Raw genomic sequence first — 26,854 nt, forward strand, 5'->3', positions numbered from 1 at the left:
GCGTGCCGTTTCCATGATGCTGGCCCTGGTGCCGGCCCTGCTACTGGCCCTGCTGGCCACCCCGGCAGCCGCGGACCGCGACCTGCGGCCGATCCCGCCCTACACCGCCAGCTACGAGGCCAGCGCCATGGGCAACACGCTCAAGGCGCGCATCACCCTCAACCACGAGGACGTCCAGACCCGCATGGCGATGGATGCCCATGTCTCCGGCTTCCTGCGCATCCTGGGCCGCTTCGAGCTGAGCCGCGAGGCTCTGATGAACACCCGCAACGGCGATCTGCAGCTGGTCCAGTCGCGCAGCCAGCAGATCACCCCGCGCCGGGAACGCAAGGTCGAAACCCGCTTCGACTGGGAAACCCACCGCGCGATCGGCACCATCAACGGCGAGCGCTTCGAACTCGAGGTGCCGGAACGGACCCTGGACTTCCTCGGCTCGCTGTACCTGATGATGCAGCGTCTGGAGACCGGCGAGCTGGCCAGCGAGGGCGATCGCGTGACCGTCCAGGCCCTGGAACGCGACCGCCTGCGCGAATACCAGTTCGAATACGCCGGGCGCGAAACGATGGACTCCCCGATCGGCCGCGTGGAGACCATCCGCATCGACCGCCGCAGCCAGGACAGCGACGTCGCCCTGTCCGCCTGGTTCGCCCGCGAACTGCGCCATGTCCCGGTGCGTTTCGACTACGAGGCCGACGGCCGCGTGTTCGAGCTGAACCTGACGCAGCTGGAATGGCACGACCCGATCATTGATCTGACCGACGAGTAACCATCATGAGCGAAACCTTTGACCTGGCCATCATCGGCAGTGGCCCCGGGGGCTATCGTGCCGCCGTCCTGGGTGCCCTGCGCGGACTGAACGTCGTCATCATCGAGAAGGGCGACTGGGGCGGCTGCTGCCTCAACCGCGGCTGCGTACCCAAGAAGGACTGGTACCACACCGCCCGCACCGTCGCCGCCCAGCGCCACTTCGAAGGCCGTGGCATCAGCGGCAGCCTCAGCGCCGACATGGGCAAGGCCTGGGACCACCAGAAAGACGTCGTCACCGAGGTGCGCAACTCCTACCTCGGCTACATGAAACACCTGAAGATCCAGTACCGCCATGGAGCTGCGAGCTTCCGCGACGCCGAGACCCTGGAGGTCGTCACCGACGACGGCGCCGAGACCGTCAGCGCCCGCCACACCATCATCGCCACCGGCGCCACCGCCAGCGTGCCCGCGCCCTTCGAGGCGGCGCCCGGCCGCGTGCTCACCACCGACATGCTGTTCGATGACAAGCCGCCGGCCGGCCAGCGCGTCGCCCTCATCGGCTCCGGTGTGGTCGCCACCGAGTTCGCCTGGATCTTTCACCATCTCGGCAAGGACGTGACCTGGCTGAGTCGCTCCAAGCCGCTGTCCGGCCAGAAATTCAGCCCCCAGGCGCTGGGAACCCTGAAGGAACGCCTGGCCGAGGACGGCGTCGAGCCCACCCGCGTCAAGGGCTACGAAAGCGTCGAGGCTTCGGACGACGGCGTCACCATCACCGACAGCGAAGGCAACACCTTCGAGGTCGACTGGGTCCTGCTCGGGACCGGGCGCACGCCACACACCGAGGGCCTGAACCTGGACGCGATCGGGGTGAAGACCGACGCCCGCGGCTTCGTGAAGCGTCGCCCCACGTTGCAGACCGACGTCGACAACATCTACGCCATCGGCGACGTCGCCAGCGAGTGGCAGACCGCCAACCATGCCCTGGCCGATGCGACCATCGCGGTCGAGAACATCCAGAACGGCAACACCCGCGAGCAGGACGAACGCTTCGTCCCGATCGCCATCTACTCCGCGGTCGAGATGGCCCGGCTGGGCATGGACGAGGACGACGCCGAGGACGAGGAACTGGAACCGGCGGTCGGCTTCGCCGCCTTCGAGACCTCCCCGCGCGCACTGGGCCAGGACGAGCCCGAGGGCTTCGTCCGCCTGATCGGCGACATGGACACCGGGGCCCTGCTGGGCGGCGAGGTGATCGGCGCCGACGCCGGCGAACTGATCCACATCCTGTCCCTCGCCCCGGACCGCGACACCGCCCTGGCCTGGATCGCCAAAGGACAGTGGAACCACCCGACCCGCGCCGAAGAATTCCTCAACGCCACCGAGACCCTCGCCTCCAAGTGGAACCTCAAGTCCGAAATCTTCGGCCTCTGACCGGGCCTGTAACGAACCTGGGATCCTGAATTAGCGCCTGGCCCTGGCGCGCTTGGCAGCGAGGAGTTCGGCGTCCGCGCGGTGGACCAGGGGTTCGAGGTGCGTGTCGTCGGCGAGGAAGCCGGCCGCCCCGAGGCTGATCGAGACGCCCGCCTCGTCCTGCACCCGTGCCTGCAGACGCTCGCCCATCCGACGCGCGGCGGCCAGGGTTGTTTGCGGTAGCAGGACCACGAATTCGTCGCCACCAAAGCGTCCCAGAAGGTCCGCTTCGCGCAGCGTTGCCTGCGCGGTCTCGGTAACCCGCTTGAGGATCGTGTCGCCGGCGGCATGGCCGGATTCGTCATTAATCCGCTTGAAGCCGTCAAGGTCGAAGATCAGCAGTGAAAGCGGACTGCCGTGACGGCGTGCCCGCTCCATCTCGCTCTCGGCCCGCGCCTGGAAATGCCGGCGGTTGCCGACCCCGGTGAGGGGGTCACAGGATGCGAGCGTCTCCAGCCGCCGGTTCGCTTCCTCAAGTTCCCGGTTGGCCTGGTTCAGAGCCTTTGTACGCTCCTCGATCACGGCCTCGAGGTCCCGGTTGTAGCGTTCCAGGCTGGCGCGCGCCAGGCGCAGCTCGGTTACGTCCTGGGAAACCCCGAACAGGTGCGTGATCGCCCCCTGCCCATCATGCACCGGCAGCAGCAGCGTCAGCCAGTGTCCCTCCTTCTCCTTCCCCTGAGCATTGCGGAAGGCGGCATGCTCCTCGTAACGCAGCGGCGCGTTTCTGCGCAGGCACTCGCGATAGTGCGCCACCACCTCCTCCGCGACATGCCACGGAAGAATGTCATGCAGACGCCTGCCCGTGCAGTCCTGCGCAAACAGCTCCTGCATCTTCGCGTTGGCCGCCTCCACAACGAAGTCCGGCCCGTCGACCCGGATCAGAAACATGTTCTCCGGGAAATGCTGCCAGACCTCGCCCAGCACGGAGGCTCGATCGAGCACCTCAGGCAATTGTTCTCTGGATACCATCCTGTCTTCCGTCATGCGGGTACTGTGCCACGCCTTGTTCGACTCACCCAGCACCCCCTGCATTGTCGATCCGGCAAAAACACCCGTAGACCGGGCGGACACGCCATTCGCGCGGCCTGCCATGCGGGACTGACAAGCCCCCGGGTTTGTGTTCGTTCCGCCGCCTTCGCAGGCGCCAACAAGGGGCCTGATCGTAGTATTAGGGGCAATGCTTCGTCCGGCGAGGCGCCCAATGAGCCCGCCCCTGCCCTTCGAGCCACCACCACATGCGCCGATGTCCGAGTCTCGTCCTGCTGCTGTTCCTGTCCCTGGCGCCCGCTCACGCCGCCGAGGACACAGACGTCGGAAAATTCGCCCCCCAATGGCTTCACCAGACACGCGAGGGCACCCGCGACTTGACCCACTGGCTGGTTCGCAGCATCGATGGCTGGTTCGGCGACAAGCCCTTCGAGGACAACGGTGGCGAGGTTTCAGGGCGCATCCGGATCAGTGGCCTCCACCGCGAAGACAAGGGTCTCGAGGCCTCCGCGCGATTCCGCCTGAACGTGACCATGCCCAACGTCAACGAGCGTGCCTACCTGTTCCTCGGACGCGGCGCGGAGGACGAACTGGTCGAGGATCAGCCAGAGACTTTTTCACGCCCATGGCTCCTGCTTCCGGAGGACCGTGACGAGGACCAGACCTGGTTCGGCGGACTTGGCTATCACCTGCGCGAGCACGTCGACCTGCGTCTGGGCGTCCGCAGCGGCTACAAGCCGTATGCCCAGGCGCGCTACCGCCGGATCTTCTGGCCGAATGACACCACCACGCTGCATTTTCGCGAGACCCTGTTCGTGTCCTCCAGCGATGGGCTAGGCGCGACCACATCCCTCAACCTGGCCCACGCACTCACCGAGCGCCGCGCATTTCGCTGGCGCAATTCCGCCACTGTCAGCACAGAGACGCGGGGGGCGGCCTGGTCCACTGCCCTGGGGGTGTTTCACACCTTCGGGCCGGAGCGGGAGATCTCACTGGAGGCACTGGCCAACGGCGAGACCGCCCGACCGGTGAAAGTACGCGAATACGGCCTGCGCGGGATCTATCGCCAGCCCGTCTACCGCGACTGGCTGATCGGCGAGGTCATACTCGGGCATTTCTGGCCACGCGGCGATCGCGACCCCGACCGGCGCGAGGCCTGGGCCCTTGGCCTTGGAGTCGAAATGATTTTCTGAACCGAAAACCAACACGTCCGCCCCCATGGATCGGCCTTTCGCGAACATTTTGCGGATGCTCACGATGAAAGCCACCGGTCTGGATCAACGCAGACGGGTATCGATCACCGCACAGTCCATCTCGCGTAGCGCGTAATGCACCACAAAAAAAGCCCCGCACAAGGCGGGGCTCTCCGACAACCTGGCGCTTGAGCGCCGGGGTTGTCTTACTGCGCTTCGACGTTCGCGGCAGCCGGACCCTTCTGGCCCTGCTCGACGTCAAACGAGACGCTCTGGCCTTCGGCCAGCGACTTGAAGCCGCTACCCTGGATGGCGCTGTGATGGACGAACACGTCCTTGGAGCCATCGGTCGGGGTAATAAAGCCAAAGCCTTTTTCGTCGCTAAACCACTTCACTGTACCTGTAGCCATTTCGGTTACCTCTGATTGTTCATAGTAGATTGGGATTTCGAGGGGGAGAGACTGGAGGGCAACCGAACGACGGTGAAGATTGATCGTGATTCTCTGCGGCCCCAACCGGGACCGGAACTGCGAATCTGAACGCCCCTTGCGGGGTGTCGCCTGGTGCTGCATGGAGCCTGTTACCGTTACCTCGCGGCCATTGTCCGCCCAAACGGCTGCGCATTGATAGTGTTTTTTCGGATTTTCTCGTGCGCTGCACCAAAACCCCCTTTTTATCCGACACTTGCCTGCGAATTTAATTTCGGGCCTATACGCTTCGACCCGATTTCAGGCAGGCAGCCGCCACAAGATCCGTCGGTATCGGCGTCAACCAGCCCCCTCCCCGGCCGACGTTCCGATGGCAAAGTCGTCCAGCGCCAGCGGCAATGGGACGTGCAGCGAGGCCGCCATCACCCGCAGCAGCTCGACCTCGGCCGTGACCACCTGCCCGCCATGACTCGCGGTGGCCACCATCGCGCGGATCAGGCGGTCCTTGTCGCGCATGCGCAGATCATCCAGCTGTTCCAGCACCCGGTCCAGGACCCGGGCCCAGGCGCGCGCCCCGGCCGCTCCGGTCAGGGCCTCCGGGATCTCGGCCGCCAGTGGCAGCGCGCCGGTGAGCACGCCGACACCGGCGGTCAATGCGGCGCGGGCCGCGGCGGGGTCGTCCGGATGACCGTGATGCGCCAGCACCGCCAGCAGGTAGTGCGCGTTTTCCTGGTGCGCCTCCAGCGAGGCATGGCGAGGGCGTGAGGCGGCTTCGGGGTCCTGTACGTCCCGGAGCTGCCGCTCGAGTAGACGCCCCAGCGCGTACTCGAACACCGCCACCCGGCCATCGGCATGGATCAGGCGATCGACCAGCCCCCGAAGGCGGGCCCGTTCGTGACGGTCCAGCCGGCGCAGTGCCGGAAACGCGAGTTCCAGCAGTGGCAGGCGCAGGTCCTCGCGCAGCACCGGTTCCACGTGCTGCAGGCGGCCCACGGCCTCCTGGCGCTCCACACCCAGCGCCTCGCCAATCATCGCCAGCTGCCGCTCGCGCGCCTCCGTCTCGCGGCTCAGGAGCAAATACAACACCACATCGATCGCCCGCGCCTCCGAGCGCGCCGCCCAGGCCAGCGGCCCCGGGATGGCCGTGAGCAGCATGCCCGCCCCCAGGATGTGGGTCAGCGCCGGGTGCCCGCCAAGGGCATCGCCCACGGCCCCCGCACCGGGCAGGGTCCCCTCGCGCTCGCGCTGCATCCCGTCCACGGCCCGCTCGCGAGCGCGCTCGCGCACCCGCGCATTGAGCCGCTCGCGCAGCCCCTTTAGCTCCTCCGGATCAAACTGCGGCTGCAGGATGCGCACGCGATCCAGCAGGGGTGGGTGGGTCTCGAAGATCTGCCCGATCGCGTCGCTGGCGAACAGCATGTGGGTAATCTCCTCGGTATTGCCGTTCAGCCCGGCATAGCGCGCGGCGACCTTCTTCAATGCCCCGGCCAGGCCGTCCGGCTCGCGGGTGAACTGCACTGCATGGGCATCCGCCAGGTATTCGCGCTGGCGCGAGATCCCCGCCCGGATCCAGCGCGCCAGGGCCAACCCCGCATAGCCGACCACGATCAGGGTGACGCTGAGCACGCCGACCCCGGTTTCCGTGACATCCCCCTTGTGGCGGCGCCGCCGGCGCGCCAGCCCGCCCTGCCCCAGCAGCGCCAGGACCTCGATCCCGTAGAGAACGCCGATCAGGCGCATGTTCAGACGCATGTCGCCATTGAGGATATGCCCGAACTCGTGCGCGACCACGCCCTTCAACTCGGCACGCTCCAGGCTGTCCAGCGCGCCGCGGGTAACGGCGACCACCGCATCGTTCGGCGCGAAGCCGGCGGCGAAGGCATTGATGCCCAGGTCCTGCTCCAGTACGTACACCTCGGGCACCGGCACCCCCGAGGCGATGGCCATCTCCTCGACCACGTTGCGCAATTGCCGCTGCTGCGGGTCCGCGGGATGGCCTGCGAGCCGGATACCCCCCATCTCCCGCGCGATCAAGCCACCGCCACCCTTACGCAGCTGCCAGCCGCGATACAGACTCGCCAGCACCATCAGCCCCGCGGTGATCCCCATGGTCCAGGCGATGGCCATACTCCCGCCGCCCAGGGACCAGACGAGGACACCCAGGGCCCCGACGACCAGCAGCACCGCCAGCGCAAAAAGGACCAGCAACCAGCGGGTCCTGCGCTGCACCTGATCCTGCTGTTCGAAGAAATTCATGGCCGTTTCTCGCCATCGGGAGACACCTACCCCACGGGGACAGGCCGGTCGCGGGTCCCGGGCCACGCGGCCCCGAAACGAGAGTAGCAGTGCGGGTGATGCGGGGGAATGCGCTGTCGGTGCCCGGCACGAGCACCCACAGCGCAGTTGGGGCGGGGTCAGTCGCCGGCGACCGTCATGGATTCGATCAGGATAGAGCCGGTGTGGATGTTGCCGCGGCGGTCGACGTCGGTGCCCACGGCTGCCATCCGCTGGAACATGTCCTTCAGGCTGCCGGCGATGGTGATCTCCTCCACCGGGTACTGCAGCTCGCCGTTCTCCACCCAGAAGCCGGCCGCGCCCCGCGAGTAGTCGCCGGTGACCATGTTCACGCCCTGGCCAATCAGTTCGGTGACCAGGAATCCGGTTCCCATCTCGGCCAGCAGGGCGGCAAAGTCCTTGTCGCCCGGGGCCACGGTCACGTTGCGCGCGCCCCCGGCGTTACCGGTGCTCTCGAGCCCCAGACGGCGGGCGGCGTAGCTGTCGAGCGTATAGCTCTGCAGCACGCCGTCGGCAATCAGGGGACGATTGCGGGTGCGCACGCCCTCCCCGTCGAAGGGCGCGCTGCCCAGCGCACGCGGGGTCAGCGGACGCTCCTCGATCTGCATCCAGGCGGGGAACACGTTCTCGCCAACGGCGTTCAGCAGGAACGAGCTCTCGCGGTACTGCGCCGGGCCGGAGATCGCCCGGGTGAAGCTGCCGATCAGGGTGCGGGCCATCTCCGGCGCGAACAGCACCGGGCAGTTGCGGGTGGACAACTTGCGCCCGCCCAGCCGGCGCACGGTGCGTTCGGCGGCCTCGCGCCCGATCTGCTCGGCCGCGGTCAGATCGTCCGCGTGGCGCGCGACGGTATAGGCATAGTCGCGCTGCATGCCGGCGTCGTCGCGCGCCACCAGCGCACAGGACAGCGAGTGCCGCGTGCTGCGATAGCCCCCCATGAACCCCTGGCTGTCGCCCAGAAAGGCGATCGCCCGCCGGGTGCTGACGCTGGCGCCCTCGGAATTCTCGATGCGCTCGTCGGCCGCGAACCCGGCGGCCTCGATGGTACGGGCCAGTTCGGTGGCCTCGGCAGCGCTGCAGTCCCAGGGGTGATCCAGGTCGAGGTCGTCCCAGTCGGCCGCCTTGAACGCGGGATCGGGCATGCCGGCGTACGGGTCCGGCTCGGTGTAGCGGGCGATGCGGCAGGCCGCCTCGACGGTGTCAATCAGGGCCTGGTCACTGAAATCGGTGGTAGAGGCCGCCCCCTTGGACTGGCCGAAATAGACGATCAGCGACAGGCTCTGGTCGCGCTCGTGCTCCAGGGTCTCGATCTCGCCCTTGCGCACGCCCAGCTCCAGCCCGACGCTGTGGCTGACCACGGTCTGGACGTCCGAGGCGCCGCGCTCGCGCGCGGCCTCCAGTGTGCGCTGCACCCGTGCCTGAAGGGATTCCGGCGAATGGGACAGGGCCTGGACCTCGCCGTCCTGGGACACGGGTTCCGGGCTCACGCGTTCGGGAGATGTGCTCATGCAGGGTTCCGCTACTCGATGACTGATCGGGGATCTTGAGGAAAAGGCCCCGGACCGTATGGCCCGGGGCGGGGACCGGTCGAGGGCCTTCTAGTCGAACCGGGTGCCGTGCTTGTGAACCGCGCCGGCGTTACCCCAGCGCTCGAGGTCGTCGACGTGCACGCCGACCCAGTAGAGCATGCCGACGCTGTCGCGCGTCCAGCCGCCCACCAGTTCCTGGCCGCCGCTTAGCTCGACGTGGTGGGCAAACTGCTCGGCCTTCTCACGCGCACGGAAAACATGCCACTGCACGATCTTGTCGTGGCCATGCCCTTCCGGCAGGGAACGTTCCTGTTCGAGGAAATCGAGATTCATTGCTGCCTCCTTGTCGCCGTCTATCCGGTGCCCGGCGCTCAGGCCGCCTGGGTACCGCCCACGGTCATGCCATCAATACGCAGCGTGGGCTGACCCACGCCGACCGGCACGCCCTGGCCCTCCTTGCCGCAGGTACCGATACCGGAATCGAGCTTCATGTCGTTCCCGATCATCGACACCCGGGTCAGGACATCCGGGCCATTCCCGATCAGGGTCGCACCCTTGACCGGATACGTCACCTTGCCGTTCTCCACCCGGTAGGCCTCCGAGGCGGAGAACACGAACTTGCCGGAGGTGATATCCACCTGCCCGCCGCCGAAATTGACTGCGTACAGGCCGTCGTCCACCGAGGCCAGGATCTCCTCCGGATCGGCGTCTCCGCCGAGCATGTAGGTATTGGTCATGCGCGGCATCGGCAGCCGGGCGTACGACTCGCGGCGGCCGTTGCCGGTGGACCGTGTGCCCATCAGGCGCGCATTCATCTCGTCCTGCATGTAGCCGCGCAGCACGCCGTCCTCGATCAGCACCGTCTGCTGGGTCGGGTTGCCTTCGTCGTCGACGTTCAGCGAGCCGCGGCGACCTTCAAGGGTGCCATCGTCGACGATGGTGATGCCCTTCGCCGCGACCTGCTCGCCGATGCGCCCGGAGAACGCCGAGGTCCCCTTGCGGTTAAAATCCCCCTCCAGCCCGTGGCCGATGGCCTCGTGCAGCAGCACGCCCGGCCATCCCGGCCCCAGCACCACCTTCATGGTACCGGCCGGGGCCTCGCGCGCCTCCAGGTTCACCAGGGCCTGGCGCACGGCCTCGCGGGCGTAGCCCGCCGCCCGGCCGCCCTCGCGGAAGTACTGGTAACCGAAGCGGCCACCGCCGCCGGAGGTGCCCGACTCGCGGCGCCCGCCCTGTTCGACGATCACCTGCACGTTCAGGCGCACCAGGGGACGCACGTCGGTGGTCAGCTCGCCCTGGGCATTCAGCACCAGCACGACCTCGTGCACCCCGGCCAGCGAACACATCACCTGGGTCACCCGGGAATCCTCGGCGCGGGCCACGGCATCCACCTCCTTGAGGAGGTCGATCTTGGTCTGCTCGTCGAGTGAATCCAGCGGGTTGTCGGGGGCATAAAGCGCCGGGCGCGAGGGCGAGCGCGACGCCACTGCGATGCGCCCGCTCTGGCCGGCACTGGCAATGCTGCGGGCGGTCTTCGCGGCCTCCAGCATGGCCGGCATCGCGATGTCGTCGGAGTAGGCAAACCCGGTCTGCTCGCCGCGCACCACGCGGATGCCGACCCCGCGCTCGATATTGAAGCTGGCCGATTTCACGATGCCGTCCTCCAGTGACCAGCCCTCCTGGCTGGCGAACTGGAAGTAGCAGTCACCCCCGTCGATACCGTGACCGAAGGTGGTGCCCAGAAGGGTGCTCAGCTCGCTGTCGCCGAGGCCGGCGGGGTCGAGCAGGGTCTGTTGTGCAAGGCGATCGATCATGGAGTCCTCTCGGGTTCCGGAGATCCGCTGCCCCGTCTGTATCGAGGACGGACCAGCGTTTGGGTATCCAGTATGGAGCTTGGGGCAGCACCCGCGCTTTCAAGCGCGCGGGCGTTGCGGGTTTAACCCGGATGTTTCATGAATTCGCGTGATGACCGCGCAGGATATTGGCCGCACAGGGGATTTTTCGAAGGAGTGGCGTATTGGCGATACGGCCGACTGAGGAAAACTCTCCTGTGCGGACAAGAGACCCGCGAGGGCGCGTGCAATTGATGAAACATCCGGGTTAGAGCGGGCCCGCCGTCAGATGGCTCCGGGGCACGGCAGGCGGCGGTGCTCCACGGCCGGAAAGCTGTTGCGGATGCGTTCGGCCTGGGCCGGGTCCAGATCGGCCAGCAGCACCCCGGGATTGCGCTGCAACTGTCCCACCACGCGGCCCCAGGGGTCCACCAGGGCACTGTGCCCGTAAGTCTCGCGGCCGTTCACGTGGAAGCCACCCTGGGCGGCGGAGAGCATGTAGAACTGGTTCTCGATCGCCCGCGCCCGCAGCAGGACGTCCCAGTGCGCCTGCCCGGTCTGCGCCGTGAAGGCCGCAGGCAGCGCAACCCATTCCGCGCCCTGGTCCAGCAGCGCCCGGAACAGCTCGGGGAAACGCAGGTCGTAGCAGATTGCCAGTCCCATGCGCCCTACCGGCGTGTCGACCACCACGACCTGATCCCCGCGCTCGAAGACCTTCGACTCGGTGTAGGCCTCGGTGCTGTCCGGCAGACGCACGTCGAACAGGTGGATCTTGTCGTAGCGCGCCACCTGCTGCCCCTGATCGTCGAACACCAGGCAGGCCGAACGCGCGCGCTCGCCGCCCTGCGTCTGCAGCGGGATGGTCCCGCCGACAATCCACAGCCCCAGCCGCCGGGCCTGCTCCGCGAGAAAGGCCTGCAGCGGGCCGGCGCCGTCGGCGACCTCCGCGATCCCGAGCACGTCGGTCTCCTGCATGCCCATGAAGGCGAAGTTCTCCGGCAGCACGGCCAGGCGGGCGCCCTTGTCGGCGGCCTCCTGCAGCAGTCGCTTCGCCTCCAGGAGATTCGCCTGGGGCTGGGGTCCGGAGGCCATCTGGATGGCCGCTACCTGAGTCATGTCACCTCGCTCTTCCGTTGCGAGACCAGCCAGGGGCCCGCGCCCCCGGTTGGTGTCAGTCGTTGTCGGTCCCGTCGGTATCGGCGGCCGGTTCCACCAGCACGCGCACCTGCGGGTCGTCCCAGGGGCCCGTCACCGCATACTCGACACGGGCCGCCTCTTCTATCTGATCCCCGATCCCCAGCACGCGTTCCGCAAGCAGCACCACGACCCCGGTAACGGGTCCGCCCACCAGCGCCCCGACAATCGGCAGCGCCGTGCGCAGGCTGGGCACAACCACGATCTCGTGATCGTAGTCGCGCGCCACCAGCCCGGTACGCCCGCTCAGGCGCACCCGCGCCGAGGGCCCCTCCATGCGCAGGGCCGGCACGTAGAGGTCCCCATCGCGCAGGGTGGCATCCGCGGTCAGCTCGCCAAAGGTCAGGCCCTCGGTGAACACGTCGCGGAAATCCAGCCGCAGTCGCCGCGGGAGCACATCGAGGCTGACCAGCCCCAGCAGGCGTCCGGCCCCAGGCTCGACATCCGCCAGGCGCCCGTCCTCCAGGGCCAGCTCCATGGAGCCCGCCAGCAGGGCCAGGCGCGGGGCATACAGCGGCCCCGGCCAGTTGAGTGACAGCGAGCCCTCGCCGGAGCCCCCGACCAGGGCCCGCGACAGCCCCGCCGAGCGCATCGCCGCACCCCAGTCATCGCCGGACAGGGTCACGTCCAGGCGGCTCTCCGGAAGGCCGTCGTGGCCGATCTCCCAGACCCCGACGGCGTCCGCGTGCAGATCCCCGTCCGGGGCCCGTACCTCGAGATCCCGGACCACCAGTCCGTCCGTCTGCGGCTCCAGGCCCAACTCGATGTCCGCGAAACGGTAATCGCCCAGCACCAGGCTGTCGAGTGTCAGGTCCACCGCTGGCCACACCCGTGGGTCCTCGAAGGTCCCGGCGGCGACGGGTTTCACCTCCGGATCGGGCCGGGCCTCGCCGTCCCATTCGAGGTCCTCCAGGACCAGATAGCTCAGATGCGCCTCCCAGCGATCACGCCCCCCCGCCGCCATCGGCCGCCAGCGGGCCTCGCCCGCCAGCCAGTCGGAGGCCACTTCCAGGTCCCAGCCGGCGGCCCCGCGCCGGCCCAGGAAGCGCAGACCGGGCAGCGCATGCTCGCCCCAGCGGACGCGGTCGCGGATATCCAGCTCCAGCCGGGTCAGCGCCACGGCCCCGTTGGTCTGGCCGCCATCCTCGCCACCCGCACCGAGGTCCACCTCCCCGTCCCACGGCGCCTCGCTCAGGGCCTCCAGCCAGGGATCGACCATCAGTTCCGGCAGACGCGCGCGCACCGAGACACCCGCCCCCGGCAGGGCCAGGGCACTGGCGCTGGGCGCGCCGATCTCCAGGGCCATGGACTGCAGGGCGATCCCGCGCGCGGCCGTGCGCGGTTCGGCGCCGCGTACCGCCGGGTCCTCGGGAGCGGCCGTGGGCGACAGGCGCATATGGGCCCGCAGAACTGATCCCAGCGTCAGATGACCAATACCGGCGCCGTCATGCCCCAGCGGGAGCGTCAGCTCCAGCGGACGGACCTCCTCCGCCGGCTTTCCGATGGGCTCAGGCCAGTCGATCGCAACCCCGGCCAGATCCGAATTCAGGTCCAGCCGTACCCCGTCCACCGCCGGACCGAGGCGCAGCCGGGCCTCCCAGTGAGCCGAACCTTCAAGATAGGGGGCAAGCTGGGGATAGTCCTCCAGCCAGGGCCCCAGGGGTTGCATGCCGCTCGCCGTCAGCCGTGCCATCTCGCCATCCAGCGGCCAGTCGGCCCCCAGGGTCACGGTCTCGTTATGGACGCGGGCGGTCACCCCCTCGGCGCGGATGCGATCGGCGGTATCGAATCGGACCCGGCCCTCCACGTCTTCCAGCACCGCCGGCCAGCCCGGGACCTCGGCGCGGGTTCCCCGCAGGTCCAGGTCCCCGGCCACGCGGGTCTCGTCCATGCGACCCTCCTGCAGCGGAAGGGTCAGGGACAGCCCGAGCCGGGTCGGCCCGTCCAGCCGCGCCTGATCGCGCAGCTCGGCCGCATCCTCCAGCAGGTCGGCCTGGCGCAGATAGGTCAGCAGATCCGCGGCATCGCCCTCGGCCGCCCCCTCCAGCTCGAGCACCGCGTTCTCCATATCGCGGATGCCGATCCGGGTATCGCTGACCTCGGTGTCCAGGATCCGCCCACGCGCGCCCTCGGCCCGGAAGCTCGCGTTGTGGAACAGCAGGCGTCCGGCAAGATCCTCGGCCCTCGGCCAGCCCTCCTGGTAGTCGAGGATGCCCGCCTCCACATCCGCCCACAGGTCGAACACGCCCTCGCCGTCGGCGAACGGGAAGTCCTTCCCGCGCCCGCGATAGACCATGCCGCCGCCGGTGGAGACCCCGGTCACGATACTGTCCACCAGCCACTGATAGGTGTTTTCCGGCAGGTGGTACAGCGGCAGGTAGTGCGCTGTGCGCTCGCCATCAGCGCGCAGGATATCCATGGAAATGTCCACCCGCGGGCCCGCCTCGTGCCCGTCCAGGCGCATCCGCATGCGGCCGCGAACCGCGGCATCGGAATTGGCGGCCTGCAGGCCCTCCCCGGCCAGATGCCAGTGCCCGGCGTCATCGCGCTCCGCGCGCAGCCGGCCGCGCGCGACGTCCAGCGCCACCGGATCGGCCAGCACGCGCGGGAGGACCACTTCCAGGTCGCGACTGTCCAGCAGCAGTTCCACGCCCCCACGGCGCCACTGCAGGTAGCCGGCCGCCCCCTGCACCCCGAGGCCCACACCGGCCGCGCGCCAGCCAAGGTCATGCACGTCGGCCTCGGCCCAGACCGGCTGCAGCCGCCCCTCCTCGCGCCGCGCCTCGAAGCGGGCAACACTCAGAGTCCCGCGCGGATGCAGCTCGGCGATGCGCTCCGCCAGCTCGGGCGCCGCCTCCCGTAGGAGGGTCAATAACGGCGAATAGGGCTCCACCTCCACGTCCCGCGCCGCCAGCTCCACCCCATCGACCACCAGCTCGCGCGGCTCGCCTTCCAGGCGATACGCCAGGCGCAGATCGCCCGAGCCCGGACGCGTCCCGCTCCAGGAAGACTGGTGCCGGCCGTCACGCACGCGCCAGTCGAAGCGGTGGCCGATCGCCGGACCGACGGGTTCCCCGGCCAGGTTCAGGGTGGTTTCATGGTCCCCGCGCAGCCAGACCATGCGCCCATCCGCCAGCGCGCCCCAGAGGCGCAGCGAGGCCGAACCCTCGGGGGCGGGCCAGCCCAGATACGCCAGCCACGGCTGCCAGGCTGTCAGATCGACCGCGTCGGCCCGCAGGAAGAAACGGCCATCACGCAGATCCGCCGCCGGGGCCTGCAGGCCCAGTTCGAAATCCCCGCCCGCGGCACCCGAGCCGCCGGCATCCAGCGCTCCGTCCAGATAGAGGCGCAGCGAACCGTCGTGGGCCGTACGCAAGGCCGCGCGGGCCAGTTGCGCGGAGGACTCCAGGCCAGCCCCGCGATCCTCCCAGGTCAGCCGGACCGCCTCCGCCTCGACATCCGGCCACTGGGCCACGGGGATGGTGAGCACCCGGCCCTCGCCCATGCCGATCTCGCGCCCGTGCAGGGAAAACTGGCCGTCGGCGTGACGCACCAGGCGCAACTCCACGCCCTCGATGCGTACCGCGAACGCCGGGTGGCGGCTGCGCAGGCTGGCGCCTGCGCTCAGGGAGACCCCGAGGCGCTCGATGGCGACCGGCTCGCCGCCCGGCATCTCGACTCGCACGTCGCGGGCCACGAGCGCCGGCGACCAGCCGGCCCAACCCAGCTCGACGCCGTCCGCCGTCACCCGGCGATCCAGCCGCTCGCTGGCGGTTTCCTCCACCCAGGCGTGCATGCCGTCCCAGTGCGGGAGGGCCAGGCGCAGCGCGAGCATCGCGATCAACAGCGCCAGCACCAGGGCCAGGAGAACGCCCAGCGTGACCCGCACACTGTGTGACGCAATACTCATTTTTGCCCCGCCCGATCACGCCGCGGCCTGCCCGGCCGGCCGGGACCCCGATCCTTGCTGGGTCCGCACGTGTGATTCATCTTGGCGTCGCTCCCTCCCGGATGGAGATGGGGGCCGGGGCCCTGTAGTTCAGACGAAGACGACGTCGAACTGTTCCTGGGTATAAAGCGTCTCCACCTGGAAGCGGATCGGGATACCGACAAAGCTCTGCAGCTCCGCCAGGGCGGCGGACTCCTCGTCCAGCAGCAGGTCGATCACGTTCTGCGAGGCCAGTACCCGCAGCTCGCGCGCGTCGTACTGGCGCACCTCGCGCAGGATCTCGCGGAACAGCTCGTAGCACACCGTCTCCGCCGACTTCAGGTAGCCGCGCCCGCCGCAGACCTGGCAGGGCTCGCACATCTGATGCTCCAGGCTCTCGCGCGTGCGCTTGCGGGTCATTTCCACCAGCCCCAGCGGCGAGACGTCGCAGATCTGCGTCTTCACGTGATCGCGTTCCAGCGCCTTTTCCAGCGCGCGGATCACCTGACGCTTGTGCTCCTCGTCCTGCATGTCGATGAAATCGATAATGATGATCCCGCCGAGGTTGCGCAGGCGCAGCTGGCGGCCGATCGCCTGGGCCGCCTCCAGATTGGTCTTGAAGATGGTCTCCTCGAGTTTGCGATGGCCGACAAACCCGCCGGTGTTGATGTCGACGGTGGTCATCGCCTCGGTCTGGTCGAAGATCAGGTAGCCGCCGGATTTGAGCTCCACCTTGCGCTCCAGGGCACGGTGGATCTCCTCTTCGACGTTGAACAGATCGAAGATCGGCCGCTCGCCGGGATAGTGCTCGATGTGTCCGATCAGCTCCGGGAGATAGCGTTCGACGAAGCTGCAGACCTTCTGATAGGTCTCGCGCGAATCGATGCGGATACGTTCGATGTCCACCCCCACCATGTCGCGCAGGATGCGCTCGACCAGCGGGAGGTCGGCGTAGACCTCGGTCCCCGGCGGGGCTCCGGCGGCCTGCTCCTGCAGGCTGTCCCAGACCTTCTTCAGGAACGCAGTGTCGTTGTACATGGCCTCGTAATCCGCCAGCTCCGCAGCGGTTCGCACGATGAAGCCGTGCTGCGGAGCCAGCTCGTCGCGCAGCTGTTCGATGGACTCGCGCAGCCGGGCGCGCACGCCCTCGTCCTCGATGCGCGTGCTCACGCCGACGTTGGCCTGGTTCGGCATCAGCACCAGGTTGCGCGACGGCAGCGTGATGTAGGTCGTCAGGCGCGCGCCCTTGGACCCCAGCGGGTCCTTGACCGCCTGGACCAGGATGTCCTGCCCCTCGCGCAGCAGCTCGCGGATGCCCTCGCGAGGCGGCGTCCCGCCTCCATTGGCGTTCCCGTTGCCCGTGGGGGCCGCCGGGGCATCCCCGCCCGACAGCGCATTGCCGTTGAGTTCCTCGCGCTCCACCGGCGCCACGTCGGAGGCATGCAGGAAGGCCGTGCGTTCCAGGCCGATGTCGACAAAGGCCGCGTCCATGCCCGGCAGCACACGCACCACCCGGCCCTTGTAGATATTGCCCACGATCCCGCGGCGGCGGGTCCGCTCCAGATGCAGTTCGGTCAGGACACCGTTTTCCACCAGAGCCACGCGGCTCTCCTGGGGCGTCACGTTCATCAGGATCTCGGTTCCGGTCATGCGTTCTTCTTGTTATTGAATCGATTAAAGGAGCAGGGCGCCGCCCCGCCAATTCGCGGCGCAGCGCCCTGGAATGTCGGCCTACTTCGAGGCGGCTTCGCCCCCGGATTCGGCTACCGCCGCCTCGGGCGGGGACCGGTCGGCGCGCGGCCAGGACTTGATCACCGCATGTACCAGCGTGGCCAGCGGGATGGCGAAGAACACCCCCCAGAGGCCCCAGATACCGCCGAACACGAACACCGCGGCGATGATCGCCACCGGGTGCAGGTTGACGACCTCCGAGAACAGCAACGGCACCAGCACGTTGCCGTCGAGGAACTGGATCACCCCGTAGGCAATCAGCACCCAGGCGAACTCGGAACTCAGGCCGAACTGGAAGTACGCGACCGCGGCCACCGGGATGGTCACCACGGCCGCGCCGATATAGGGAATGATCACCGAGATGCCCACCATGAACGACAGCAGCACCGCATACTCCAGCCCGAACCAGTTGAAGGTCAGGAAGCTGACTGCCCAGACGATCACGATCTCGATGAACTTGCCGCGGACGTAGCTGGCGATCTTCAGGTTCACCTCGCGCCAGACCTGGCTGGCCAGGTGAGTGTCCCGGGGCATGAAGCCACGCACCCAGCCGAGGATCAGGTCGCGATCCTTCAGCATGAAGAACACCATCAGCGGGACCACGACCAGGTAGATCACCACGTCCACGATGTGCCGCGCCGAGGACAGCGAGAACGACACCACACGCTGCCCCAGCAGGGTCGCCTCGGCACGGATGGCCCCCATCAGCTCAAGGACCTGCTCGTCCGTGATCAGCTGCGGATACCGCTCGGGCAGCTGCAGCAGCAGATTCTGGCCCTCCGAGATCATGCCCGGTAGTTCGCGCACCAGCTGGGTGACCTGGGCCGACATCAACGGGACGACACTGAAAAGCGCCGCAACGGTCAGCGCCAGGAAGGCCAGCAGCACCAGGGTCACCGCGAGGATCCGCGGGATATGGAAGCGGATGAACTTCTGCACCGCGCCCTCGAGCAAATAGGCGATGATCAGCGAGGCCAGCAGTGGCGCCAGGATGCGCCCGGCGAAGATGATAATCAGGAAGCCCGCGAGCAGCAGGAACGCCAGAATCACCACCTGCGGGTCGGTGAAATGCCGCTGGTACCACTGGCGCAGGATATCGATCATCGCGAGGACGTCCCCGATTCCGGATCGTCACCGGCATCCGCCTGGCGCGCCGGATCCTGGGCAACTTTCTTCTCGTAATGGGTGCGGAAGACCACCTCCAGCTCGTCGATCACCTCCACCGCCGGGCGCCCCTGCATCACGTGCTGGCCCATCAGGGCCGAGGTCTCGTTCAGCAACTTGGAGCGATCCAGCATGTGGTAGGTCGCGGACAGCCGGCGCATGGCCTTGATCACTGACTCGTTTTCCGGACGCGGGATCGGCTCCGGCTCGGGCACCGGCTCCGGAGCGGGGGCCGGTGACTCCTGCTCCAGGAAGCGGGCAAACTTCAGCAGGCTGGCCTGGTCCTCGGGCGACAGCCGCGCGGCGATATCGGCGATCGCCCTGGCCGGGTCCTCGCGCCCCTTCTTGCGCGCGCCGCCGAGCACCGACCCGAGGTCACCCCCGGGCAGGCCGCCCTGGTTACCCGTGCCCAGCGGCGGGATCATCCCTCGTCCTCGATCTTCAGGCTGAACACCGGCATTTTGCGGCGTTCCTGCATCAGACCCAGCGCCTTCACCAGGGCCACGATCACGTCCTCGGTCACCTTCTGCATCTCGCCCCATTCCATGCGCGCCTCGCCCAGGAGCTCGCCCATGTTCGGCGGCGGATTGTGGCGCGCCTCCATGATGATGTCCTCGAGCATTCCGGGCTTCATCTCGGGCCGAAACAGCATGCCATAGGTCAGTTCATCCGGCCGGATCGCCAGCCAGTCGCCGTCGTCGTCCACCAGGACCGGCTGGACGTCGTCCGGCAGGTCCACCCGGCCGTTGACCAGCTGCAGGACACGGCGGCCGTCCAGGGCCTCCGCCAGTTCGTCGCCTTCCCCGGCCGCGGTCTTGTGCGCGGTCACGAAGCGAGCCCGATACATCGGGTCCTCCTGTGCGGTACCACCAGCCTGCTCGGCCACCAGCAAACCGCCCATGCCAATCCCGACCACCGGACGCTTCGAGCGCCGGAAGATATCGATCAGCGACAGCTCGTCCGGGACCTGCGGGTTCTCCTCGTGATCCGCGGTCGGCCAGGCGCCCCCCAGCAGCCACAGCCCGTCGAACTGGGCCGCGGAGCCCGGCAGGTCCTGCCCCACAAACGGGCGGTAGTAGGAAAAGCCGATATCGCGTTTTTCCAGTTGCGACTCGATCAGTCCGAGAAACTCGGAATAGGTATGCTGCACCACGCAGTAGTTTTTCATGTCACGTCAGTCCTGATTTGAATTCGGATCCGGGGCGGACGGGTACTAGCCGGTGCAGTAACCACGCAGGAACTGCATCAACACCTCCAGCGTGGGCACGCGGAACTTCTGCCGCGCATGCACCAGCGAGATCGGCCGTTCCAGCGGTGGTGAAAGTGGCAGCGCCACCAGCTCCCCCAGTTCGAGCTCCTTGGCCACCACCGCCTCGGACAGCACCGAGATCCCCATACCGGCCACCACCGCACCCTTGATCGCCTCCGAACTGCCCAGTTCCATGCAGCCGCGCAGGCTGTTGCGGTCGTATCCGGCGCGCCCAAGGTACTCCATGATAACTTCGCGGGTCCCGGAACCCTCCTCGCGGCATATGAATGGCCGCTCGATGAAGTCCGCGACGCTGACGCTGTCACGCCCGGCCAGCTCGTGGTCCGTCGGCACGATCAGGCGCAACTGGTCCACCAGGCACGGCTGAACCTGCAGGCTGCGGTGGGTCACCGGGGCCTCGACAATGCCGAGGTCCACACTGCCCTCCTCGACCATCACCACCACACTCTCGGTATTGCCCACGCGCAGGCGGATCCCGATATCCGGATGCTCGCGGCGGAAGGCCCCCAGCAGGGCCGGCAGCATGTATTCGGCCACTGTCGTACTCGCGCCGATCACCAGGGCCCCGCCGTCCGCGCCCTTCAGCTCGCGCAACGCCGCCTCCAGCTCGCCGTAGGTGTCAAAGATGCGCTCGGCATATCGTTGAACCAGGCGACCGGCGTCCGTCAGTGTCACTCGATTGTGATTGCGATCGAACAACCGGGTGTCCAGCTGCTCTTCCAGCTGACGTACCTGAAAGGTCACCGCGGGCTGCGTCATGTGCAGCACCTCGGCGGCCCGGGTAAAGGACAGCAGCCGCGCCACCGTAAGAAAGACCTGCAAACGCCGATCAGCCATGCCGCCCCACCCTGGAGAAAAGAAATCCGTGCCAACCCCGGATGCTACCAAGCCCCCGCAACCGGCAACAGCGGTCCCGCCGAGCCACGAGGGCGGTCAGGGCCCGGCAGGCGCACCCCGGGAACCGGGCCTGGCGCTCGTCATTCATATGTGTCTATAGCGCCCCCATAAGAGTCACCTCCCACACAGAAGGAACTGGAATGACGCAACCGCCTAGCGACGCCGGGTCGCATGTGCGCTCGCAAGGAATCCCTGGACGCTGGCGACTCGCGGGCGCTGCTGGCGCCCTGGTGCTGATGACGCTGGTCGCCCTGCTGGTATACCAGACCGGCGGTACCTCCACCGCGTACCTCAACTTCATCCTGATACCCGTGCTGCTGGGCGCCGCCCTGTTCGGCCTGTGGGGTGGCCTGGCCTTTGGCTTGCTGGCGGGTCTGATCCTGGGGCCCTTCATGCCCCTGGATACCGCCGGCGGAATCGACCAGCCCACCCTGAACTGGCTCACGCGCACGGGTATCTACGTGGTGCTGGGCGGATTCTCCGGCTGGCTGTTCGACACCCTGCGCCGGCACTCGGACCGGCTCCTGGAGCAGGCCTACCACAACCCCGTCACCGGCCTGCCCAACCGCGAGTCGCTGGAACAGTACGTGCGCCAGCTGATGCGGGAGGCAGATGCGCCGCAGGCAGCCGCGACGCGCGTATTCGTGATCAGTCTGGAAATGGCCAACTATCAGGACAGTATTAGCGCACTGGGCTTTGCCGCCGAACGTCCGCTGCTGCGCACGATTGCCGACCGCCTGCAGGCAGTGACCGAACCCGCCGGCGCCAGGTTGTTCCACGTACACGACGACCACTTCGCCCTGATCCTGCCGCACCGCAGCCGCAAAGACGCCCTGACGCTCACGCGCAGCGCAATCGAATGCCTGCAGACCCCGTTCGATGTCCTGGACATCCCGGTCTACCTCGGGGCCCACGCGGGCCTCTCGTCCTTCCCCTTCCACGAACAGGACGAGCCGACCCGCCTGCTCACCAAGGCCTGGATGGCGATGCACGAGGCCAGCCACTCCGGCCGCCGCTACCGCAGCTACAACCGGCACAGTGACGACCACAGTCTGGACACCGTGGAGTTGCTGGGTCAGTTGCAAAGCGCGCTGGACGACGGCCAGCTGCACCTGCATTACCAGCCCAAGGTCGCACTCGCGAACGGACGCGTGCAGGGCCTTGAGGCCCTGCTGCGCTGGGAGCATCCCGTCCGCGGCCGGATCGCGCCCGGGCAGTTCATACCACCTGCCGAACGCACCGGGCTGATCCACGATCTGACCGATCGGGTCCTCGACCTGGCGCTGGCGGATATCGCCCGCCTGCGCGCCCAGGGCCTGGACATGCCCGTGAGCGTGAACATCTCGGCCCGCAACTTTCTCGATCCCGCCTTTGCCGACCGCCTGCTGGAGAAGGTCCAGGCCTCGGGTCTTCCGCCCTGCGCGGTGGAACTCGAATTCACCGAAACCGCCCTGATGGCCGACCCGGACGAGGTGATACATGCCCTGCGGCGGCTGACCGCGACCGGGATGGAGCTTGCCATCGACGATTTCGGCACCGGGTACTCGTCGCTCGCCTACATCAAGCGCATGCCGGTCACCACCCTCAAGATCGACCAGGCCTTCGTAAGCCAGATGCTGGAGCACCCAGTCGACGCGCAGATCACCCGCGCCAGCATCAGCCTGGCACGCGACCTGGGCCTGAAGGTCGTCGCCGAAGGGGCGGAGGACGCGCGGACCCTCGATCGGCTGCGCGAATACGGCTGCGACGCCGCCCAGGGATTCGGCATCGCCCACCCCATGCCGCTGGAGGCCATGCTTGAATGGGCGCAGACGAGAGGCACCGTACCCGCCCCGTGCGCGGAGCACCGGCAGGAGGCGAACGGCTGACGGCGCCATCCCGGCCGCGCCGGGTTTTCCACCGGGGCTCCCTTGCGCCGTCTCCGGGGCTGCGCTATAGTCCGCCGTCTTTCTGGTAGACCCAAATTCCGGAGTCCCCCGATGGCCCGAGTATGTCAGGTGACCGGCAAGCGCCCGGCGACCGGTAACAACGTTTCGCACGCCCACCGCAAGACGCGGCGGCGCTTCCTGCCCAATCTGCACTCCCACCGTTTCTGGGTGGAGAGCGAGAACCGTTTCGTACGCCTGCGCGTCAGCAGCAAGGGCATGCGCATTATCGACAAGCGTGGTATCGACGCGGTCCTGGCGGACTGCCGTGCCCGCGGTGAAAAGGTCTAAGGAGGCTTCACGATGGCTGCCAAGTCCGCACGCGACAAGATCCGCCTGGTGTCCTCCGCCGGCACCGGTCACTTCTACACCACGTCCAAGAACAAGCGGAACATGCCCGAGAAGATGGAGATCAAGAAGTTCGATCCCGTCGTCCGCAAGCACGTGATGTACAAGGAAGCCAAGATCAAGTAATCGCGCCCTCCGGCACGATTACCCGATCAAGGGCAGAAAAGGGCCCGGCCCGCGGATGCGGTGCCGGGCCCTTTTCGTATGGCCGTACCTGAATGAACCGGCCTGAAGGGCCCGGATGAATGTCCGAATTCACCCGGGGCCCTCGGCGCCCGCTCAGACCGGATCGGGCTGCCCGCCCTCCCCGGGCGTCGCGTTGCCTTCGGCGGCGGTCTCGGCCCAACGCGTCATCACGCGGCCCCAACGATGGGCCGTCGCCGGATCCAGTTCGATCTTGGTATAACGCCCGCCATCGCGGATAATAATCCGCAGCAGCGGAACCCCCGAGTCGTGCAGAATCTGGCGCAACTCCACGACTTCGCCAAATGGTGCATCAATCGAATCCATGGTGCGTGTGTTCCTCCCGAGCCGGCCTGCCGCACGCAGTCGTGGCCGCCCATCCGTGTTTTCCCTGGCGCAAGCATGCAACCAATTTTTGTCGGCCGGCAACCCATCTTTGACGATCAGGAGAATCTGGTCGGCTTCGAACTCCTGTTCCGCGCGGGTCACCTGGATGCCGCTTCGGTCACCGACGGCGACCTGGCCACCTCCGATCTCCTGCGCAGCGCCTTCATCGACATCGGCCTGGAACACCTGGTCGGCAAGCACCTCGCCTTCGTCAACCTGACGCGCGGCTTTCTCGAGCACGAGGTCATCACCAGCCTGCCGCCGGAGCAGGTGGTCCTGGAAATCCTCGAGGATGTCGAGATCGATGCCGAGGTGATCGCCGCGGTGCGCCGGTTGAAGGACCGGGGCTTTCGCATCGCACTGGATGACTACCAGTTTCAGGAAAGTCACGCCGAACTGGTCGAGCTGGCGGACCTGGTCAAGCTGGACGTGCTCAGCCTGGGAGGGGAACGCCTGGAAGAGGAAGTCGCCAAACTGCGTCGCTTCGGTGTCGAACTGCTGGCCGAAAAGGTGGAGACCGCCGAGGCATATGCCCACTGCCAGCGCCTCGGGTTCAGCCTCTTTCAGGGGTTTCACCTGTCCTTCCCCCACGTCATCGAAGGCCAGCGCCTGGAAAGCCTCGAACTCGCCCTGTTGCGGCTGCTGAAGGCACTGCAGGCGCCCGACCCCTCGCCGGAAGAGCTGGAGGGTCTGATCGCCGCCGAACCGGGGCTGGCTATCCAGCTATTGCGCATCGCCAACAGCCCGGCCTACCGCGGCCAGCGCGCGACCGATTCCCTGCACGATGCGATCCTGCGCCTGGGACAGGGGCGCATCAAGCGCCTTGCCATGCTGATGGTCTTGCGCGGTTCCGGCGGTCAGACCCAGGGCCTCGAACAGGTCATGATCCGCGCGCGCATGGGCATGCTGATGGCACGCGCCCTGGGCCTGCCCTCCGAGGAATGCGAACGCTATTTCACCCTGGGCATGCTGTCCGGCCTGGATCGTGTACTGGGCGTGCCGCTGCGGCGCATCCTGGGTGAACTGCACCTGTCCGACGAGATGGAACAGGCCCTCCTGGAGGGGAGCGGCCCACTGGCGCCCCTGCTGGCAACCATCGCCGCCTTCGAGGACCCGGCAGTCCCGCCCGACAACACGAGCACCCCCGTCCCCGAACCGGTCTCCAGCCGGCTCTACCTGGAAGCCGTACGCTGGACCGAGGACCTCCTCGCGTCACTGGAAGAGAGCTAGACGATGTCCCTGTCCCTTCGCTGCCAGCTCAGGCCGGAAGCCGCCACGGGCCTCGACTCGGGGCTGCATGTCCGGTTGCGCGATCCGGCGGGGGTCGAGGCCGGCCGCCACACCCTCGAGGTGCACCCGGGCCTGCACCCGCTGGCGCCGGACGCCTACGCCGAGTACTGGGCGGCGGACGGCATACCCCGGGCCGCCCAGGAAGGGGGCGTCCACCTGCTGGAGTATGACGACGTCCTGTTCGCGACCTGGGTCGGACCGGACCGTAATCTGCGGGGCCGGACCGAGGAGGCCTACCGCGCCCTGCTCGCCGCCTGCCGCACACGGGGGTTCGGGCACCTGGCCCGCATCTGGAACTTCTTCGGCAACATCCACGCCGAGGAGGATGGTCTCGAGCGCTACCAGGCCTTCTGCATGGGCCGGGCCGAGGCGCTGGAAGCGCTGGAGATCCCGCAGGCGAGCATGCCCGCGGCCACCGCCATTGGCAGCGACCGGGACCGGCTGGTGATCTACCTGATCGCCACCCGCCACCCGGCCGAACCAATCGAGAATCCCCGGCAGGTGAGCGCCTACCACTACCCGGAACGCTACAGCCCGAAGAGCCCGACCTTTGCCCGCGCGACCCGCCTGGACACCGCCAGCGGCCCGCTGATCCTGCTCTCCGGCACCGCCAGCATCGTCGGCCACGAGAGCCGGCACCCCGACGACGTAGCCGCCCAGGCCCGCGAGACCCTGTCCAATCTCCAGGCCCTGCATGACACGGCCGGGCGCGAACTGCCCCGGCCGTCCTGGCTGCGCGTCTACCTGCGCCATCCGGAGGACCGCACCCGCGTCTCGGCCGTGCTGGCGGAGCACTACAACGCGGCCCACCCGGGGCCGATCGTGCAGTGGGTGCGCGGCGACATCTGCCGGCGGGAACTGCTGCTGGAGATCGAGGGCGTGCATGCCTGAACTCCCCGAGGTCGAGACCACCCGGCGCGGACTGGAGCCGCTGCTGACAGGACACCACATCACCGCCTTCGAGGTCCGCGACCCCCGCCTGCGCTGGCCTGTCCCGACGGAACTGGCGCAGCAGCTGGCGGGTACGCGGGTCCGCCGCCTATCCCGGCGTGCCAAGTATCTGCTGCTGGAAACGGACCGCACGGGCCTGCTGCTGCACCTGGGAATGTCCGGCAGCCTGCGTCACTGCACGCCGGAGACGCCACTGCGGCGGCATGACCACCTGATCCTGCACCTCGACAACGGCTACCAGATCCGCTTCCACGACCCGCGCCGTTTCGGCTGCTGCCTGCCGCTCCCGTCCGACGGCACCCCGCATCCGCTCCTGGCGGACCTCGGCCCCGAACCCCTGGAGCCGGCACTCGACGGAGACTACCTGTTCCGCCGCAGCCGCGGCCGGCGCGGCCCGGTGAAGGCCTTCGTGATGGACCAGGCCATTGTGGTCGGGGTCGGCAACATCTACGCCACCGAGGCGCTGTTCCTCGCCGGGATCCGCCCGGGGCGCGCGGCCGGTCGGGTCACCCGCGCCGAGTACCAGCGCCTGGCGCTGCACATCAAGGCGGTACTGGCCGAGGCCATCGAACAGGGCGGGACCACCCTGCGCGACTTCCTGCGCGAGGACGGCACCCACGGCTATTTCCGCCAGTCCCTGCGCGTCTACGGCCGTGCCGGGGAGCCCTGCCACGTCTGCGCCGGCGTCCTGCGCACCCGCCGCATCGGCCAGCGCGCCAGCAGCTACTGCCCCACCTGCCAGAAATAGACGCCCGTTGTGGCTTGAAGGCCGCGAAAGGCTTTTTCACCACAGAGGGCACAAAGGACACGGAGTGAAGTGGTCCAATGACAGCGGACACCCCAGTTAAGCCACACTAGATGGGTAACTGGAGGTGAATGTGAGCAAGCAGAGACGAGCGCGATACAGCCGGGAGTTCAAGGCCAACGCGATTGCGATGGTCGAGAGCCAGGGCTATGGCTGCACGGAGGCGGCCCGGCGGCTCGGGATCAACCGGAGCATGCTGTCCCGCTGGCAGCGTGAGGCGCGGCGCAAGGCGGCCGGCGAAGCCGTTACTGAGCCGGCCTCGAACGGTCAGGAACAGGAGTTGCGGCGGCTGCGCGAGGA

At 67.9% G+C, this 26,854-nt stretch carries 24 protein-coding genes; 10 read left to right on the plus strand and 14 right to left on the minus strand.

Features of this window, described 5'->3' with window-relative positions; genetic code table 11:
- Positions 1–16 precede the first annotated feature (16 nt).
- Together F572_RS0110995 and F572_RS0111000 are read left to right on the plus strand one after the other, a co-directional pair.
- Entirely contained in the window at positions 17–766 is a 750-nt protein-coding gene (locus F572_RS0110995) for a DUF3108 domain-containing protein (protein WP_026142953.1), read from the plus strand.
- Positions 767–771: 5 nt separating this feature from the next.
- The gene (locus F572_RS0111000; RefSeq protein ID WP_017941393.1) at positions 772–2,178 is read left to right on the plus strand and encodes an NAD(P)/FAD-dependent oxidoreductase; all 1,407 of its coding nucleotides are present in this window, start codon (positions 772–774) and stop codon (positions 2,176–2,178) included.
- Positions 2,179–2,208: 30 nt separating this feature from the next.
- Here the strand turns inward: F572_RS0111000 and F572_RS0111005 are convergent, their stop codons facing one another.
- Positions 2,209–3,186 carry a GGDEF domain-containing protein gene (locus F572_RS0111005; RefSeq protein ID WP_026142954.1) on the minus strand — a complete coding sequence of 326 codons (978 nt, stop codon included), beginning with the start codon at positions 3,184–3,186 and terminating at the stop codon, positions 2,209–2,211.
- 266 nt (positions 3,187–3,452) lie between these two features.
- Here F572_RS0111005 and F572_RS0111010 point away from each other — a divergent pair, with 266 nt between their 5' ends.
- Complete coding sequence (locus F572_RS0111010; RefSeq protein ID WP_017941395.1) at positions 3,453–4,397, plus strand: hypothetical protein; 945 nt, start codon at positions 3,453–3,455, stop codon at positions 4,395–4,397.
- A 206-nt stretch (positions 4,398–4,603) separates the two neighbouring features.
- Here F572_RS0111010 and F572_RS0111015 read toward each other — a convergent pair whose 3' ends face one another.
- The 12 genes from F572_RS0111015 to F572_RS0111070 all read right to left on the minus strand — a co-directional run bounded on the left by F572_RS0111015 (position 4,604) and on the right by F572_RS0111070 (position 20,605).
- Entirely contained in the window at positions 4,604–4,807 is a 204-nt protein-coding gene (locus F572_RS0111015) for a cold-shock protein (protein WP_018140642.1), read from the minus strand.
- A 357-nt stretch (positions 4,808–5,164) separates the two neighbouring features.
- A complete protein-coding gene (locus F572_RS0111020; RefSeq protein ID WP_017941397.1) occupies positions 5,165–7,081 on the minus strand; it encodes a M48 family metalloprotease in 1,917 nt (638 codons plus the stop codon).
- Positions 7,082–7,239: 158 nt separating this feature from the next.
- On the minus strand, positions 7,240–8,628 hold the full coding sequence (gene pmbA / locus F572_RS0111025; RefSeq protein ID WP_017941398.1) for a metalloprotease PmbA: 1,389 nt from the start codon (positions 8,626–8,628) through the stop codon (positions 7,240–7,242).
- Positions 8,629–8,718: 90 nt separating this feature from the next.
- Positions 8,719–8,982 carry a hypothetical protein gene (locus F572_RS0111030; protein ID WP_017941399.1) on the minus strand — a complete coding sequence of 88 codons (264 nt, stop codon included), beginning with the start codon at positions 8,980–8,982 and terminating at the stop codon, positions 8,719–8,721.
- Between the two features lie 38 nt (positions 8,983–9,020).
- Positions 9,021–10,463, minus strand: a complete 1,443-nt coding sequence (gene tldD / locus F572_RS0111035) for a metalloprotease TldD (protein ID WP_017941400.1) — start codon at positions 10,461–10,463, stop codon at positions 9,021–9,023.
- Between the two features lie 303 nt (positions 10,464–10,766).
- Entirely contained in the window at positions 10,767–11,597 is an 831-nt protein-coding gene (locus tag F572_RS0111040) for a carbon-nitrogen hydrolase family protein (RefSeq protein WP_017941401.1), read from the minus strand.
- A gap of 55 nt (positions 11,598–11,652) precedes the next feature.
- Positions 11,653–15,585, minus strand: a complete 3,933-nt coding sequence (locus F572_RS0111045) for a YhdP family protein (protein ID WP_038034304.1) — start codon at positions 15,583–15,585, stop codon at positions 11,653–11,655.
- A gap of 129 nt (positions 15,586–15,714) precedes the next feature.
- On the minus strand, positions 15,715–17,253 hold the full coding sequence (locus tag F572_RS0111050) for an Rne/Rng family ribonuclease (protein WP_017941403.1): 1,539 nt from the start codon (positions 17,251–17,253) through the stop codon (positions 15,715–15,717).
- Positions 17,254–17,334: 81 nt separating this feature from the next.
- Positions 17,335–18,438 carry an AI-2E family transporter gene (locus F572_RS0111055; RefSeq protein WP_017941404.1) on the minus strand — a complete coding sequence of 368 codons (1,104 nt, stop codon included), beginning with the start codon at positions 18,436–18,438 and terminating at the stop codon, positions 17,335–17,337.
- The gene (locus tag F572_RS0111060) at positions 18,435–18,923 is read right to left on the minus strand and encodes a hypothetical protein (RefSeq protein ID WP_017941405.1); all 489 of its coding nucleotides are present in this window, start codon (positions 18,921–18,923) and stop codon (positions 18,435–18,437) included. Before F572_RS0111060 ends, F572_RS0111055 begins: the two co-directional genes overlap by 4 nt.
- On the minus strand, positions 18,920–19,666 hold the full coding sequence (locus F572_RS0111065; RefSeq protein WP_017941406.1) for a type 1 glutamine amidotransferase: 747 nt from the start codon (positions 19,664–19,666) through the stop codon (positions 18,920–18,922). Before F572_RS0111065 ends, F572_RS0111060 begins: the two co-directional genes overlap by 4 nt.
- A gap of 45 nt (positions 19,667–19,711) precedes the next feature.
- Complete coding sequence (locus F572_RS0111070) at positions 19,712–20,605, minus strand: LysR family transcriptional regulator (RefSeq protein ID WP_017941407.1); 894 nt, start codon at positions 20,603–20,605, stop codon at positions 19,712–19,714.
- A 200-nt stretch (positions 20,606–20,805) separates the two neighbouring features.
- On the opposite strand from F572_RS0111070, the gene F572_RS0111075 reads away from it, so the two are divergent.
- The 3 genes from F572_RS0111075 to rpmG all read left to right on the plus strand — a co-directional run bounded on the left by F572_RS0111075 (position 20,806) and on the right by rpmG (position 23,064).
- On the plus strand, positions 20,806–22,533 hold the full coding sequence (locus F572_RS0111075; RefSeq protein ID WP_026142956.1) for a bifunctional diguanylate cyclase/phosphodiesterase: 1,728 nt from the start codon (positions 20,806–20,808) through the stop codon (positions 22,531–22,533).
- A gap of 111 nt (positions 22,534–22,644) precedes the next feature.
- Positions 22,645–22,881 carry a 50S ribosomal protein L28 gene (gene rpmB, locus F572_RS0111080; RefSeq protein ID WP_017941409.1) on the plus strand — a complete coding sequence of 79 codons (237 nt, stop codon included), beginning with the start codon at positions 22,645–22,647 and terminating at the stop codon, positions 22,879–22,881.
- A gap of 12 nt (positions 22,882–22,893) precedes the next feature.
- On the plus strand, positions 22,894–23,064 hold the full coding sequence (gene rpmG, locus F572_RS0111085; protein ID WP_017941410.1) for a 50S ribosomal protein L33: 171 nt from the start codon (positions 22,894–22,896) through the stop codon (positions 23,062–23,064).
- Positions 23,065–23,217: 153 nt separating this feature from the next.
- Here the strand turns inward: rpmG and F572_RS0111090 are convergent, their stop codons facing one another.
- Positions 23,218–23,448 (minus strand): hypothetical protein, encoded by a 231-nt coding sequence (locus F572_RS0111090; RefSeq protein ID WP_017941411.1) that lies wholly within the window; start codon positions 23,446–23,448, stop codon positions 23,218–23,220.
- 75 nt (positions 23,449–23,523) lie between these two features.
- On the opposite strand from F572_RS0111090, the gene F572_RS0111095 reads away from it, so the two are divergent.
- From F572_RS0111095 to F572_RS0111110, 4 genes are all read left to right on the plus strand, one after another.
- The gene (locus F572_RS0111095) at positions 23,524–24,738 is read left to right on the plus strand and encodes an EAL and HDOD domain-containing protein (protein ID WP_017941412.1); all 1,215 of its coding nucleotides are present in this window, start codon (positions 23,524–23,526) and stop codon (positions 24,736–24,738) included.
- 3 nt (positions 24,739–24,741) lie between these two features.
- Complete coding sequence (locus F572_RS0111100) at positions 24,742–25,689, plus strand: hypothetical protein (protein WP_017941413.1); 948 nt, start codon at positions 24,742–24,744, stop codon at positions 25,687–25,689.
- Positions 25,682–26,497: a bifunctional DNA-formamidopyrimidine glycosylase/DNA-(apurinic or apyrimidinic site) lyase gene (mutM, locus tag F572_RS0111105; RefSeq protein ID WP_017941414.1), complete on the plus strand. Its 816-nt coding sequence runs from the start codon at positions 25,682–25,684 to the stop codon at positions 26,495–26,497. The genes F572_RS0111100 and mutM overlap by 8 nt, the downstream gene beginning before the upstream one ends.
- A 130-nt stretch (positions 26,498–26,627) precedes the next feature.
- A partial coding sequence (locus tag F572_RS0111110; RefSeq protein ID WP_018158312.1) for a transposase occupies positions 26,628–26,854 on the plus strand: 227 nt, incomplete at its 3' end.

The organism is Thioalkalivibrio sp. ALE14 (genome assembly GCF_000376845.1).
Lineage (GTDB): Bacteria > Pseudomonadota > Gammaproteobacteria > Ectothiorhodospirales > Ectothiorhodospiraceae > Thioalkalivibrio.

Coding starts and splice junctions, on each gene's coding strand:
- F572_RS0111100 (WP_017941413.1), top strand. CDS start 24,742: ATGTCCCTGTCCCTTCGCTGCCAGCTCAGGCCGGAAGCCGCCACGGGC.
- mutM (WP_017941414.1), top strand. CDS start 25,682: ATGCCTGAACTCCCCGAGGTCGAGACCACCCGGCGCGGACTGGAGCCG.
- pmbA (WP_017941398.1), bottom strand. CDS start 8,628: ATGAGCACATCTCCCGAACGCGTGAGCCCGGAACCCGTGTCCCAGGAC.
- rpmG (WP_017941410.1), top strand. CDS start 22,894: ATGGCTGCCAAGTCCGCACGCGACAAGATCCGCCTGGTGTCCTCCGCC.
- F572_RS0111050 (WP_017941403.1), bottom strand. CDS start 17,253: ATGACCGGAACCGAGATCCTGATGAACGTGACGCCCCAGGAGAGCCGC.
- F572_RS0111095 (WP_017941412.1), top strand. CDS start 23,524: ATGCAACCAATTTTTGTCGGCCGGCAACCCATCTTTGACGATCAGGAG.
- F572_RS0111000 (WP_017941393.1), top strand. CDS start 772: ATGAGCGAAACCTTTGACCTGGCCATCATCGGCAGTGGCCCCGGGGGC.
- tldD (WP_017941400.1), bottom strand. CDS start 10,463: ATGATCGATCGCCTTGCACAACAGACCCTGCTCGACCCCGCCGGCCTC.
- F572_RS0111060 (WP_017941405.1), bottom strand. CDS start 18,923: ATGATCCCGCCGCTGGGCACGGGTAACCAGGGCGGCCTGCCCGGGGGT.
- rpmB (WP_017941409.1), top strand. CDS start 22,645: ATGGCCCGAGTATGTCAGGTGACCGGCAAGCGCCCGGCGACCGGTAAC.
- F572_RS0110995 (WP_026142953.1), top strand. CDS start 17: ATGCTGGCCCTGGTGCCGGCCCTGCTACTGGCCCTGCTGGCCACCCCG.
- F572_RS0111055 (WP_017941404.1), bottom strand. CDS start 18,438: ATGATCGATATCCTGCGCCAGTGGTACCAGCGGCATTTCACCGACCCG.
- F572_RS0111020 (WP_017941397.1), bottom strand. CDS start 7,081: ATGAATTTCTTCGAACAGCAGGATCAGGTGCAGCGCAGGACCCGCTGG.
- F572_RS0111070 (WP_017941407.1), bottom strand. CDS start 20,605: ATGGCTGATCGGCGTTTGCAGGTCTTTCTTACGGTGGCGCGGCTGCTG.
- F572_RS0111010 (WP_017941395.1), top strand. CDS start 3,453: ATGCGCCGATGTCCGAGTCTCGTCCTGCTGCTGTTCCTGTCCCTGGCG.
- F572_RS0111040 (WP_017941401.1), bottom strand. CDS start 11,597: ATGACTCAGGTAGCGGCCATCCAGATGGCCTCCGGACCCCAGCCCCAG.
- F572_RS0111065 (WP_017941406.1), bottom strand. CDS start 19,666: ATGAAAAACTACTGCGTGGTGCAGCATACCTATTCCGAGTTTCTCGGA.
- F572_RS0111045 (WP_038034304.1), bottom strand. CDS start 15,585: ATGAGTATTGCGTCACACAGTGTGCGGGTCACGCTGGGCGTTCTCCTG.
- F572_RS0111015 (WP_018140642.1), bottom strand. CDS start 4,807: ATGGCTACAGGTACAGTGAAGTGGTTTAGCGACGAAAAAGGCTTTGGC.
- F572_RS0111075 (WP_026142956.1), top strand. CDS start 20,806: ATGACGCAACCGCCTAGCGACGCCGGGTCGCATGTGCGCTCGCAAGGA.
- F572_RS0111030 (WP_017941399.1), bottom strand. CDS start 8,982: ATGAATCTCGATTTCCTCGAACAGGAACGTTCCCTGCCGGAAGGGCAT.
- F572_RS0111090 (WP_017941411.1), bottom strand. CDS start 23,448: ATGGATTCGATTGATGCACCATTTGGCGAAGTCGTGGAGTTGCGCCAG.
- F572_RS0111005 (WP_026142954.1), bottom strand. CDS start 3,186: ATGGTATCCAGAGAACAATTGCCTGAGGTGCTCGATCGAGCCTCCGTG.